Annotated in this window: 13 protein-coding genes; 8 read left to right on the top strand and 5 right to left on the bottom strand. The window is 70.7% G+C overall.

Features of this window, described 5'->3' with window-relative positions:
- The first annotated feature begins 151 nt into the window (after positions 1-151).
- Together RAN53_RS15445 and RAN53_RS15450 are read left to right on the top strand one after the other, a co-directional pair.
- Entirely contained in the window at positions 152-955 is an 804-nt protein-coding gene (locus RAN53_RS15445; RefSeq protein WP_305797689.1) for a M48 family metallopeptidase, read from the top strand.
- Between the two features lies 1 nt (position 956).
- Positions 957-1214 carry a hypothetical protein gene (locus RAN53_RS15450; protein WP_305797690.1) on the top strand — a complete coding sequence of 86 codons (258 nt, stop codon included), beginning with the start codon at positions 957-959 and terminating at the stop codon, positions 1212-1214.
- A gap of 15 nt (positions 1215-1229) precedes the next feature.
- Here the strand turns inward: RAN53_RS15450 and aroE are convergent, their stop codons facing one another.
- The 5 genes from aroE to RAN53_RS15475 are packed head-to-tail and all read right to left on the bottom strand — an operon-like array spanning position 1230 to position 5749.
- A complete protein-coding gene (gene aroE / locus RAN53_RS15455; RefSeq protein ID WP_305797691.1) occupies positions 1230-2042 on the bottom strand; it encodes a shikimate dehydrogenase in 813 nt (270 codons plus the stop codon).
- The gene (gene hemF / locus RAN53_RS15460; protein ID WP_305797692.1) at positions 2039-2974 is read right to left on the bottom strand and encodes an oxygen-dependent coproporphyrinogen oxidase; all 936 of its coding nucleotides are present in this window, start codon (positions 2972-2974) and stop codon (positions 2039-2041) included. The genes aroE and hemF overlap by 4 nt, the downstream gene beginning before the upstream one ends.
- 36 nt (positions 2975-3010) lie before the next feature.
- The gene (locus RAN53_RS15465; RefSeq protein WP_305797693.1) at positions 3011-3568 is read right to left on the bottom strand and encodes an L-threonylcarbamoyladenylate synthase; all 558 of its coding nucleotides are present in this window, start codon (positions 3566-3568) and stop codon (positions 3011-3013) included.
- 44 nt (positions 3569-3612) lie between these two features.
- Complete coding sequence (gene dprA, locus RAN53_RS15470; RefSeq protein ID WP_305797694.1) at positions 3613-4713, bottom strand: DNA-processing protein DprA; 1101 nt, start codon at positions 4711-4713, stop codon at positions 3613-3615.
- 7 nt (positions 4714-4720) lie between these two features.
- Positions 4721-5749 (bottom strand): LysM peptidoglycan-binding domain-containing protein, encoded by a 1029-nt coding sequence (locus RAN53_RS15475; RefSeq protein ID WP_414842994.1) that lies wholly within the window; start codon positions 5747-5749, stop codon positions 4721-4723.
- Between the two features lie 227 nt (positions 5750-5976).
- On the opposite strand from RAN53_RS15475, the gene def reads away from it, so the two are divergent.
- The 6 genes from def (at position 5977) to RAN53_RS15505 (ending at position 12161) form a co-directional block, all read left to right on the top strand.
- Positions 5977-6489 (top strand): peptide deformylase, encoded by a 513-nt coding sequence (def, locus tag RAN53_RS15480; protein WP_305797696.1) that lies wholly within the window; start codon positions 5977-5979, stop codon positions 6487-6489.
- Positions 6490-6598: 109 nt separating this feature from the next.
- A complete protein-coding gene (gene fmt, locus RAN53_RS15485) occupies positions 6599-7603 on the top strand; it encodes a methionyl-tRNA formyltransferase (RefSeq protein WP_305797697.1) in 1005 nt (334 codons plus the stop codon).
- Positions 7600-8955 (top strand): 16S rRNA (cytosine(967)-C(5))-methyltransferase RsmB, encoded by a 1356-nt coding sequence (gene rsmB / locus RAN53_RS15490; RefSeq protein WP_305797698.1) that lies wholly within the window; start codon positions 7600-7602, stop codon positions 8953-8955. The genes fmt and rsmB overlap by 4 nt, the downstream gene beginning before the upstream one ends.
- A 60-nt stretch (positions 8956-9015) precedes the next feature.
- Entirely contained in the window at positions 9016-9222 is a 207-nt protein-coding gene (locus RAN53_RS15495; RefSeq protein WP_305797699.1) for a dodecin, read from the top strand.
- Between the two features lie 103 nt (positions 9223-9325).
- On the top strand, positions 9326-10699 hold the full coding sequence (gene trkA / locus RAN53_RS15500) for a Trk system potassium transporter TrkA (protein ID WP_305797700.1): 1374 nt from the start codon (positions 9326-9328) through the stop codon (positions 10697-10699).
- 13 nt (positions 10700-10712) lie between these two features.
- A complete protein-coding gene (locus RAN53_RS15505; RefSeq protein WP_161429912.1) occupies positions 10713-12161 on the top strand; it encodes a TrkH family potassium uptake protein in 1449 nt (482 codons plus the stop codon).
- Positions 12162-12195: the final 34 nt, after the last annotated feature.

Here is a 12195-nt window from a genome sequence, read left to right on the forward strand (position 1 = left end):
CGGCTTGCCCCCAGCGCCCCTCGCCGAGGCAGCCAGACTCCTGGTGGCGACAGTTGACCTTGCAGGCGTTCAGGGTATCTTGTGGCGAACCCGGACGCCCGTCCAGCGTCTTACGTTGGCTGGATGCCACACCCCACCAAGGAGACCCGCCATGCGCTGGATCACACCTTTCGCCATCGGCGCCCTCAGCCTCGCCCTGGCCGCCTGTACCACCTCGCCCACCGGCCGCCAGCAGCTGACCCTGGTATCGGACGCCCAACTCGATCAGATGGGCGCCCAGGCCTTCGAGCAATACCAGCAGGAGCGCCCCACCGTGGGCGGCGCTACCCACCGCTATGTACAGTGTGTGGCCAGTGCGCTGGTGAGCGCCCTGCCGCCCCAGCAGCGTGAGTCCCAGAACTGGCAGATCCGCGTCTTCGAGGCCGAGGATGCCAACGCCTTCGCCCTGCCCGGAGGCTACATGGGGGTCAACACCGGCCTGCTGCAGGTGGCCAGGAATCAGGATCAGCTGGCCGCGGTGGTCGGCCACGAGATCACCCACGTGCTGGCCCGCCACGCCAACGAGCGGGTCTCCACCCAGACCGCCACCCAGCTGGGGCTCTCGGTGCTCTCCTCGGCGGCGGGCCTGGAGGGCGCGGGCGGTCAGCAGATCATGGGGGCCCTGGGGATGGGCGCCCAGTACGGCATCCTGATGCCCTTCTCGCGGCGTCACGAGAGCGAGGCCGACGAGTTGGGCCTCTACCTGATGGCCGATGCCGGCTTCGACCCCCGCGCCAGCCTGGCGCTGTGGGAGAACATGAGTGCCCAGGGCGGGGCCCGGCCGCCGGCCTGGCTCTCGAGCCACCCCAGCCACGGCCAGCGCACCCAGGACCTGCAGGCGCGCATGAACGAGGCCCTGGGACGCTACGAGCGCGCCCGCCAGGCCGGCCGCACGCCCGACTGCCCGAGGCCTTGAGATGTTGAGACTCGGACTGCTGCTGTTGATCGCCCCCATGCTGGTGCTGATGGGGATCTATTTCTGGGAGTACTCGAGCGTGCGCGAGTGCACGCTCTCCGGTGGCCACTGGGATTATCTGGAAGGGGTGTGCCGCGACACGCCCCAGCCCTTCGTCTCCTGGCTGCAGCGCACCCCCTGGCTGGTCAACGGCGGTATGCTGCTGTCGCTGGTCGGGCTGGTGCTGTGCATGGTGGGGCTCTATACCAAGCGGCGCTGAAGGGCGCCGCCGAGATCACAGCGACTGGCGGAGGGCCTCCAGCACCGGGGCCGTCTCGGGATGCTTGCCGCGCCACTGGAAGAAGGACTCCGCCGCCTGCTCCACCAGCATGCCGAGGCCGTCCACGGTGCGCGCCCCGCGCGCGGCGGCCCAGCGCAGGAAGACGGTGGGCTCGGTGCCGTACATCATGTCGTGGGCGGTGGCCCCCGGGGCGAAGAGGTCGTCGGGCAGCGGCGGCAGGTCGCCGGCGAGGCTGGCGCTGGTGCCGTTGATCACCAGGTCGAAGGGACCGGCCACGGCGTCGAAGCCGCCGCCGGCAATCTCACCCAGGTCGCTGAAGTCGGCGGCGAGCCGCGTGGCCTTCTCGGCGGTGCGGTTGGCCACGAACAGGCTTCCCGGCCCCGCGGCCAGCAGCGGCTCCAGCACCCCACGCACCGCGCCCCCCGCGCCCAGCACCAGGATGCGTGCCCCGGCCAGTGCCACGCCATGGCGCTGGAGGTCACGCACCAGACCGATGCCATCGGTGGTGTCGCCATATGTCAGGCCGTTGCCGCCCAGGACCAGGGTGTTCACCGCCCCGGCCCGCCGGGCGCGCTGGCTCAGCGTGTCGCAGAGGCGGAAGGCCTCCTCCTTGAAGGGCACGGTGACGTTGGCGCCGCGGCCGCCCTCGGCAATGAAGCGCCGCCAGGCCCCGGCGAAGTCATCCCGCGGCGCCTCGATGGCGGTGTACTCGATGGCCTCGCCCACCTGCTCGGCGAAGGCGGCATGGATGAGCGGCGACTTCGAGTGGGCCACCGGGTGGCCGAAGACGCAGTAGCGATCGATCATGCTTCGTTCTCCTTTCGTGCTTCGCCAAGCCAGTCCCGGGGGTGCAGGTAGTGTGCGTAGAGCTCCGCCTCCGGGCTGCCCTCCTCGGGCTCCCAGGCATACTCCCAGCGCGCCAGCGGCGGCATCGACATCAGGATCGACTCGGTGCGCCCGCCACTCTGCAGTCCGAACAGGGTGCCGCGGTCCCAGACCAGGTTGAACTCCACGTAACGCCCGCGTCGATAGAGCTGGAAGTCGCGCTCACGCTCGCTCCAGGGGGTGTCGACGCGGCGACTCACGATGGGCAGGTAGGCGTCGAGGAAGGCGTCACCCACGGCGCGCTGGAAGGCGAAGCTGCGCTCGAAGCCCCAGTCGTTGAGGTCGTCGAAGAAGAGCCCGCCCACGCCCCGGGTCTCGTCACGATGCTTCAGATAGAAGTAGTCGTCACACCAGGCCTTGAAGCGCGGGTAGACCTCCTCGCCGAAGGGCGCACAGGCCTCCCGGGCCACCCGGTGCCAGTGCACCACATCCTCGAGCACCGGGTAGAAGGGCGTCAGGTCGAAGCCGCCGCCGAACCACCATACGGGCGCCTCCCCCGCCTTCTCGGCGATGAAGAAGCGCACGTTGCCGTGGCTGGTGGGCACATGGGGGCTGTGCGGATGCAGCACCCAGGAGACCCCCACCGCATGGAAGCTGCGCCCGGCGAGCTCCGGTCGCGCCGCCGTCGCCGAGGGCGGCAGGCGTTCGCCGAACACATGGGAGAAGTTGACCCCGCCCTTCTCGAACACCCGACCGTTCTCGATCACCCGCGAGCGGCCGCCGCCGCCCGCGGGGCGGTCCCAGGCGTCCTCGCGGAAGCCGGCGCCGCCATCCGCGGCGGCCAGGGCATCGCACAGGCGCTCCTGGAGGTCGAGCAGGTAGGTCTTGACGTCATCGAGTCGCGGGTGGGCCAACGGAGCCTCCGGATGGGGTGAGGTAACGGGAAGGGGTCAGGAACGCAGCACTCGGCCGGTGACCAGGTCGCGGATGGTGCTGGGGCGCTCGAGCCCCCCGAGTTCGCCCTCGACGATGGCATCGAGCTCATCGCCGAAGATGTCGCGGATCTGATCGGCGCTCATGGCCGGGGGCTCGCTGGCCACGTTGGCCGAGGTGGAGACGATGGGGCCACCGAAGGCCTCGCACAGTGCGGCCACCAGCGGATGGGCGCTGACCCGCAGGGCCACCCGGTCATGCTCGCCGTGCACCAGGGCATGGCTGCGCCCGTTATCGGGCACCAGCCAGGTGTTGGGCCCCGGCCAGCCGGCCGCCAGCGACGCGTACAGCTCGGTGGGCAGGCCCGCCAGCCAGGGGGCAAACTGCTCGATGCGAGCGGCCACCAGGATCACCCCCTTGGCGGGATCGCGACGCTTGAGACGCAGCAGCCTCGCCAGCGCGTCATCGCTGTCGGGGTCACAGCCCAGGCCCCATACGGCCTCGGTGGGATAGGCGATCACCCCGCCCCGGCGCAGGGCGGCTGCGGCGTGCTCGATCTGACGGGCCTGGCTCACGGGCTCTCCTCGCTCGACTGGGGCGCGAATGGCCGAGGATTCTATCACGGCGCCGAGAGGCGAACCCAGCCGCCGGCGACCCGCGCCGCGGCCCCCTCGAGTTCCAGCGTCAGCAGGTGCCGCTGACACTCGGCGATGTCGAGCCCGGTCAGCCCCACCAGCACGTCGGCCGGGGTCGGGCTGCCGCTCAACCAGCGCAGCAGGGGGTCATCATCCCGCCCCGGGGCCTCGCCACGCGGGGCGACGGGCATCGCCGGGGCCTGCCACTGGGTGAGTTCGGCGAGGATGTCATCGACCCCACGCACCAGCACGGCGCCCTCGCGGATCAACCGCAGGCAGCCCCGCACCTGGGGGTTATGCAGCGAGCCGGGCAGGGCGAACACCTCGCGCCCCTGCTCCCCGGCCAGCCGTGCGCTGACCAGCGAACCGCTCTGCTCGGCCGCCTCCACCACCAGCACCCCGCAGCTGAGCCCGGTGACGATACGGTTGCGGCGCGGGAAGAAGCCGGCCCGGGCCGGGGTGCCGGGCGGGTGCTCGGAGAGCAGCAGCCCCCCCGGCTCACGCAAGCGGGCGTGCAGGCGATGGTGGCGCGGCGGATAGACCACCTCGACACCGCAGCCGAGTACCGCCACGCTGGCCCCGCCGGCGTCCAGGGCGGCCTGCTGGGCGGCGGCATCGATGCCCAGCGCCATGCCGCTGACCACGCACCAGCCCCGCTCGGCGAGCTCGCGGGCGAAGGCGGCGGCGTTGGTCAATCCCTCGCGGGTGGCACGGCGCGACCCCACCATGGCCAGCTTGGGAGGCGCCAGGGCGGCGAGGTCCCCCCAGGCCCACAGCAGCGGCGGCGGGTCGGCGATCTCGGCGAGCAGGTCCGGCCAGGCGGGATGCCCGGCATACAGCAGGTGACGGTCGGCGCAGCCCTCGACCCAGGCCAGGGCCGCGTCCACCGAGGCGGATAGCGGGCTGCGAGCGGGGTGGTCGAGCCATAGCCGCAGCGCGGTGGCGGCCTCCCGCGGCAGCACCGCCAGCCAGCCGCCGGGCCATTCAGGCGACCGGGCGGCCAGCTCGGCCAGCGCCCCCGCCCCTAGCCCCGGCAGGCTCGCCAGGGCCAGCCACTCCCGGGCGCCGAGGGCCGGCGACGGCATGTCGACCTCAGCGCAGGGCGGCGCTGACCGCCCGCCGCGGGTTATGGACGCGATCCCCCACCCCCAGGGTGCGGCTGGCCTCCATGACCAGGCCGTAGCTCATCTTGCGGTAGGTCTTGAAGACCATCACCAGGCCGGCGTCCTCCCCCGGCAGGCGCAGCTGCTCGCCGGTGCGCGGATCGCTGACCAGCTCGCCGCGCTGCTCGACCATCAGCACATGGCCGGGCTCGAGCCCATCGCGCTGGCCGCGGTCCAGCGCCACCACCTGCAGGCGGCCGATGAACTGCACGCCACCGGGGACCGACAGGATGGTGCCCTCCACTTCGCGCCCGGGGGCGCGCGGAATGAATTCGGTCACCAGGCCGCGATCCTCCAGGGGCAACACGATGTCGCCGTTGCGCACCTCCTGGCGTGACGAGCTCACCTCCAGCACCGCCATGTCGTCCTCCTGTCGTTCGCGGCGCGCCTGGCCGACGCTCTCCAGCTCCAGGCCCAGCAGCTCGCCGCTGGCGGGGTCGAGGAAGCGCTCGCCCACGCGATAGAAGCCCACGCGGCCGCCGGCCGGCACCTCGCCCCGGGCGTAGAGCCGATCGCCCACGCCGCTCATCAGGCGCCGATCGTCGCCGCCCACCACATAGGCCAGCTCCTCGAGGGCCTCGGGGTCATCGACGATGCGATGCTCACGCAGGAAGTGGCGGATATCCTCCAGCGGGATCGGCGTGATCGCCTCGCGATGCGGGATGGTGCGCATCTCGGGCGACAGCCTCACCTGTCCCTGACCGCGCTCCAGCCCCAGGCAGGGGCGTCCGTCGCAGTCATAGAGGTAGATGACGTCGCCCGGATAGATCAGGTGCGGGTTGCGGATCTGCGGGTTGACCTGCCAAACCTCGGGCCACTGCCAGGGATGGCGCAGGAAGCGCCCGGAGATATCCCACAGGGTGTCGCCACGCACCACGGTGTAGCGATCCGGGGCATCGCCGCGCAGGCCATCCTCCCAACTCAGGCCCTGGCCCTGAACACCCGCGGCCAGGGCCATGCCCAGCGCCGCCACCAGGCCCAGCCAGCCGCGCCGCACCTTGCCGTCACTTCTCTGCCTCATCCCTGCTCTCCCCGCGTGTCGCCGGCCGATGCCATGGAACGCTACCGGCGTGTTATAGTCTGAGGTTATCGACGTGTTGCGACACAGGCCCTGTCGTCGCCGTGCGCATCACACCTAGAATAGTGTCATTGTGTAAATGACAGCATAACGGTGAATCCAACGCCATGGCCAAATTACCTATCCTCGAATACCCCGACGAACGCCTGCGCACCAAGGCGGTGCCGGTGGCAACGGTCGACGATGAGGTGCGCCGGCTGGTCGACGATATGCTGGAGACCATGTACGACGCCCGTGGCATCGGCCTGGCCGCCACCCAGGTGGACGTGCACCGCCGCGTGATCGTCATGGACGTCAGCGACGACCGCAGCGGCCCGCTGGTACTGATCAACCCCGAGGTCACGCCCATCGGCGAGGAACGCGAGCCGATGCAGGAGGGCTGCCTGTCGATCCCCGAGTACTATGCCGATGTGCCACGCGCCCTGCGCGTCCACCTCAAGGCCCTGGATCGCGATGGCCAGCCCTACGAGCTTGAGGCCGATGGCCTGCTGGCCCACTGCATCCAGCACGAGCACGACCACCTCGAGGGCGTGCTGTTCGTCGACTACCTCTCGCCGCTCAAGCGCGACCGGGTAATGAAGAAGATGCAGAAGCGCCACAAGCTGATGCAGGACGCCTGACGCCACGGCGCATCCTCGATCGAAGGCCGACGCAACATGCGTCGGCCTTCGTCGTTTGCGGCCCGCTCCGTTATCATTAGGGGCATTCACTCCCGGCCAGGCTCCCACCATGTCTCGACCCCGCGACCCTCACTCCCTCAGCGTCATCTTCGCCGGCACGCCCGACTTCGCCGCCGAGAGCCTCGCGGCGCTGCTGGCCAGCCGTCACCGCGTGATCGCCGTCTATACCCAGCCCGACCGCCCGTCCGGCCGCGGCCGCAAGCTGACGCCGAGCCCGGTCAAGGCGCTGGCCCTCGAGCACGCGCTGCCGGTGTACCAGCCCGAGAGCCTCAAGGCCGCCGAGACCCGGGCCGAGCTCGCCGCCCTCGACGCCGATATCATGGTGGTGGCGGCCTACGGCCTGATCCTGCCCAAGGCGGTGCTCGAGGCGCCGCGGCTGGGCTGCCTCAACGTCCACGCCTCGCTGCTGCCGCGCTGGCGCGGGGCCGCGCCCATCCAGCGCGCCATCGAGGCCGGCGACGCCGAGAGCGGGGTGACCATCATGCAGATGGACGAGGGGCTGGACACCGGCGACATGCTGCTGGTGCGGCGCACGCCGATCACCACCACGACCACCGGCGGCGAGCTACATGACAGCCTGGCCACCCTCGGCGGCGAGGCGATCGTCGAGGCGCTGGACGCCGTGGCCGGGGAGGGCCTCGTGGCCACCCCGCAACCCGAGGCAGGCGTGACCTACGCCGCCAAGCTCTCCAAGGCCGAGGCCGAGCTGGACTTCCGCCGCCCCGCCGCAGAGCTCGCCGCCCGGGTGCGTGCCTTCAACCCCTGGCCGGTGGCCTGGTGCGCCTTCGACGGCGACCGCCTGCGCCTGCTGCTGGCCGAGGCGCACGGTCTCGTCGAGGACGAGTCCCCCGCCGCCCCGGGCACCCTGCTCGCCCATGACGATGATGCGCTGCGCATCGCCTGCGGCCCCGAGGGCCGTGAGGTGCTGCGGGTGACCCGCGCCCAGCTGCCCGGCGGCAAGGCGTTGCCCGTCGGCGAGCTGCTGCGCGCCCGTGCCGACCGCTTCCCCCCCGGCCTGCGCCTGGGCCACCACGACGAGGAGACCCCGGCATGAGCGATGCCTCCGGCAAGTCCCGCCGCCCCGCCTCACGGGGCATCGAGAACGACGGCGGCCTGGCGGTTCGCGCCGCCGCCGCCCGCGCCCTGGTACCGGTGATCACCGGCAAGGGCTCGCTTACCGGTCTCGATGACCACCAGGTGGTGGCCCGTGACCGCGCCCTGTTCAAGGCGCTCTGCTACGGGGTGTGCCGCACCCTGCCGCGCCTCGAGGCGCTGGCGGGCAAGCTGCTGGTCAAGCCCTTCAAGGCGCGGGATGCCGACGTCCAGGCGCTGCTGCTGCTGGGCATCCACCAGCTGCTCTACCTGCGCGTGCCCGCCCACGCGGCCGTGGGCGAGACCGCCGGCGCCGCCCGCCTGATCGGCAAGGAGTGGGCCACACGGGTGCTCAACGGCTGCCTGCGCCGCCTGCAGCGCGAATCCTCCGCCCTGCAGGCGGAGGTGGACCGCGACCCGACGGTGGCGCTGCTGCATCCCGAGTGGCTGCTCAAGGCGCTGCGCCAGGCCTGGCCCGACGACTGGCGCGCCCTGGCCGAGGCCAACAACGTGCCCGGGCCCATGACGCTCAGGGTCAACCGCCGCCACGGCGACCGCGAGGCCTACCTCGGGCGCCTGACCGCGGCGGGCCTCGAGGGTCGGCTTTGCACCCACGCCCCGGACGGCATCACCCTGGAGAGCCCCTGCGACGTCTTCGAGCTGCCCGGTTTCGATGCCGGGCACGTCAGCGTCCAGGACGAGGCCGCCCAGCTCGCCACGGTGCTGCTGGGCCCGACCCTGGCACCGCGCCCCGGCGCCCGGGTGCTGGACGCCTGCTGCGCGCCAGGGGGCAAGACCGCCCACCTGCTGGAGGTCTTCGACATCGACATGCACGCCGTGGACAGCGATGCCGAACGCCTGGCCCGGGTCGAGGGCGCCCTGGAGCGCCTCGGCCTCCAGGCACGCCTGGCCCACGGCGACGCCACCGCCCGCGACTGGTGGGACGGCACTCCCTTCGAGGCGATCCTGCTCGACGCGCCCTGCTCCGGCAGCGGCGTGATCCGCCGCCACCCAGACATCAAGCGCCTGCGCCGGCCCTCGGACATCACGGCGCTGGCCGCGCTGCAGGCACGCCTGCTCGACAACCTCTGGCCGTTGCTGCGCCCGGGCGGCACCCTGCTCTACGCCACCTGCTCGGTGCTGCCCGAGGAGAACAGCGAGCAGATCGCCGCCTTCCTGTCGCGCACCCCGGATGCCGAGTCGACCACCCCGCGGGACGTGGCCTGGGGGCGCCCGGCCGGTGCCGGGCGTCAGCTGCTGCCGGAGGCCGACAGCCATGACGGCTTCTTCTATGCCAGACTGAGGAAGACGTAGGGCCGGGCCCAGGGGAGTGCCGGCCTGAATGCACCCTCATCAACCACCGCTGGAGGTAACATGAGCAACCATGTCTACAAGCATGTCGAGCTGACCGGCTCCTCCGAGGAGGGCATCCAGCAGGCCATCGAGAGCGCCATCACCAAGGCCAACGAGAGCCTGCATGGCATGCGCTGGTTCGAGGTCATCGACACCCGCGGCCATGTCGAGCATGGCCGGGTGAGCCACTGGCAGGTCACCCTCAAGGTCGGTTTCACCCTGGACTGACCCCGGCGGCCTGTCCTTCCCGTGGCGGCTGGTTTAGGCTAGCCGCCACGTGCTGCGGCGCACCAGATGGCGCCGCCCCTCGACCCAGCGGAACCCCTACGCGATGAAGATCATCATTCTCGGCGCCGGCCAGGTCGGCGGCACCCTGGCCGAACACCTGGCCCGCGAGGAGAACGACATCACCGTCGTCGACACCGACGGCGACAAGCTGCGCGAGCTCCACACCAAGCTCGACATCCGCACCGTGGTGGGACCAGGCTCCTACCCCATGGTGCTGCGCCAGGCGGGCTGCGAGGACGCCGACATGCTGATCGCGGTGACCAGCCAGGACGAGGTCAACATGATCGCCTGCCAGGTCGCCCATACCCTGTTCCGCACCCCCACCAAGATCGCCCGGGTGCGCGCCACCGCCTACCTCACCCGCCGCGGCCTGTTCGCCCACGAGGCGGTGCCCATCGACGTGCTGATCAGCCCCGAGCAGGTGGTCACCGACCATATCCGCCGGCTGATCGAGCATCCCGGGGCCCTGCAGGTGCTGGAGTTCGCCGGCGGCCTGGTGCAGCTGGTGGCGGTGAAGGCGATCTACGGCGGCCCCCTGGTGGGCCAGGACCTGGCCTTCCTGCGCCGGCACATGCCCAGCGTGGACACCCGGGTGGCGGCCATCTACCGCCGCAACCGGCCGATCATTCCCCGCGGCGACACCGTGATCGAGGCCGACGACGAGGTGTTCTTCATCGCCGCCCGGCGCGATATCCGCGCGGTGATGAGCGAGCTTCGGCGCCTCGATCGCGACTTCCGCCGGGTGATGATCGCCGGCGGCGGCAACATCGGCGAGCGCCTCGCCGAGCACCTCGAGCACAGCCACCAGGTGAAGATCATCGAGCACAGCCTGGAGCGCTGCACGGTGCTCTCCGAGCGCCTCGACCGCACCGTGGTGCTGCATGGCAGCGCCACCAGCAAGCGGCTGCTGGAGGAGGAGAACATCGAGGAGTGCGACATCTTCTGCGCCCTGACCAACGACGACGAGGTCAATATCATGTCGTCGATGCTGGCCAAGCGCATGGGAGCCAAGAAGGTGCTGACGCTGATCAACAACGCCGCCTACGTCGACCTGGTGCAGGGCGGCGAGATCGACATCGCCATCTCGCCGCAGCAGGCCACCATCGGCAGCCTGCTCACCCACGTGCGCCGAGGCGACATCGTCAACGTGCACTCCTTGCGTCGCGGTGCCGCCGAGGCCATCGAGGCGATCGCCCACGGCGACACCCAGTCCTCCAAGGTGGTGGGGCGCGCCATCGGCGAGATCGACCTCCCCCGGGGCACCACCATCGGCGCCATCGTGCGCGGCAAGGAGGTGATGATCGCCCATGACGACGTGGTGGTGGAGTCCGGCGACCACGTCATCCTGTTCGTGATCGACAAGCGCCGCATCCGCGACGTGGAGCGGCTGTTCCAGGTCGGGCTGACCTTCTTCTGACGGGGAGTCATCGATGAGCCTGCGCATGATCCTGCGCATCCTGGGGCTGCTGCTGATGCTCTTCAGCCTGACCATGATGCCGCCGATCCTGATCTCGTTGCTGTTCGCCGACGGCCAGTGGGACGCCTTCGCCGTGGCCATCGGCATCACCGTGCTGACCGGCCTGGCGATGTTCCTGCCCAACCGCCGCGCCCGCAAGGAGCTGCGCACCCGGGACGGCTTCCTGATCGCCGCGCTGTTCTGGAGCGTGCTGGCGCTGTTCGGCTCGCTGCCGCTGATGCTCACCGACGTGACGCCGCTCTCCCTGACCGATGCGGTGTTCGAGTCCTTCTCGGGGCTGACCACCACCGGCGCCACGGTGATCACCGGCATCGAGCACCTGCCCGAGTCGATCCTCTACTACCGACAGCAGCTGCAGTGGCTGGGCGGCATGGGGATCGTGGTGCTGGCCGTGGCCATCCTGCCGACGCTGGGCGTCGGCGGCATGGCCCTCTACCGCACCGAGATCCCGGGGCCGCTCAAGGACTCCAAGCTCACCCCGCGCATCACCGAGACCGCCAAGGCGCTGTGGTACATCTACGCCTCGCTGACCATCGCCTGCATGCTCGCCTACATGGCCGCCGGCATGGACTGGTTCGACGCCCTGGGCCACAGCTTCTCCACCGTGGCCATCGGCGGCTTCTCCACCTACGACGCCAGCATCGGTCACTTCGACAGCGCCGCCATCGAGCTGATCTGTGTGTTCTTCCTGCTGGTCTCGGCGGTCAGCTTCAGCCTGCACTTCACCGCCTGGCGCCAGCGCAGCGTGCTGCACTACTTCGAGGACCCCGAGGCGCGCTTCCTGCTGCTGTTCCTGGCCGGACTGACCACCATCACCGCGATCTCACTGTGGCTGACCGGCACCTACGAGACCCAGCTGGGGCTGCGCCATGCCCTGTTCGAGGTGGTCTCGGTGGCCACCACCGCCGGCTTCGCCGTGGCCGACTTCTCGCTGTGGCCCGGCGCCCTGCCCTTCCTGCTGTTCATGGCCGCCTTCGTGGGCGGCTGCTCCGGCTCCACCGGCGGCGGCATGAAGGTGATCCGCATCATCCTGATCCTCAAGCAGGGCATGCGCGAGGTGATGCGCCTGATCCATCCCAGCGCGGTGATCACGGTGAAGATCGGCAAGGTGAGCGTGCCGGACGGCATCGCCCAGGCGGTGTGGGGCTTCTTCTCCGCCTACGTGATGCTGTTCTTCCTGATGCTGGTGGGGGTGATGGCCACCGGGGTCGACCAGGTCACCGCCTGGTCGACGGTAGGCTCGGCGCTCAACAACCTGGGCCCGGCGCTGGGCGAGGCCTCCGCCCACTACGGCGACCTGCCCGACCTGGCCAAGTGGATCCTGGTGATGGCCATGCTGCTGGGCCGCCTGGAGATATTCACCGTACTGGTGCTGTTCACCCCGGCCTTCTGGCGGCGCTGACACCTCCCCCGGGTTTGGCCGAGCGCTGACGTTC

The organism is Halomonas sp. SSL-5, from assembly GCF_030708455.1.
Taxonomy (GTDB): domain Bacteria; phylum Pseudomonadota; class Gammaproteobacteria; order Pseudomonadales; family Halomonadaceae; genus Halomonas.

Coding starts and splice junctions, on each gene's coding strand:
- RAN53_RS15475 (WP_414842994.1), bottom strand. CDS start 5,749: ATGGCCCTGGCCGCGGGTGTTCAGGGCCAGGGCCTGAGTTGGGAGGAT.
- fmt (WP_305797697.1), top strand. CDS start 6,599: ATGTCTCGACCCCGCGACCCTCACTCCCTCAGCGTCATCTTCGCCGGC.
- RAN53_RS15505 (WP_161429912.1), top strand. CDS start 10,713: ATGAGCCTGCGCATGATCCTGCGCATCCTGGGGCTGCTGCTGATGCTC.
- RAN53_RS15450 (WP_305797690.1), top strand. CDS start 957: ATGTTGAGACTCGGACTGCTGCTGTTGATCGCCCCCATGCTGGTGCTG.
- def (WP_305797696.1), top strand. CDS start 5,977: ATGGCCAAATTACCTATCCTCGAATACCCCGACGAACGCCTGCGCACC.
- trkA (WP_305797700.1), top strand. CDS start 9,326: ATGAAGATCATCATTCTCGGCGCCGGCCAGGTCGGCGGCACCCTGGCC.
- rsmB (WP_305797698.1), top strand. CDS start 7,600: ATGAGCGATGCCTCCGGCAAGTCCCGCCGCCCCGCCTCACGGGGCATC.
- aroE (WP_305797691.1), bottom strand. CDS start 2,042: ATGATCGATCGCTACTGCGTCTTCGGCCACCCGGTGGCCCACTCGAAG.
- dprA (WP_305797694.1), bottom strand. CDS start 4,713: ATGCCGTCGCCGGCCCTCGGCGCCCGGGAGTGGCTGGCCCTGGCGAGC.
- RAN53_RS15445 (WP_305797689.1), top strand. CDS start 152: ATGCGCTGGATCACACCTTTCGCCATCGGCGCCCTCAGCCTCGCCCTG.
- RAN53_RS15495 (WP_305797699.1), top strand. CDS start 9,016: ATGAGCAACCATGTCTACAAGCATGTCGAGCTGACCGGCTCCTCCGAG.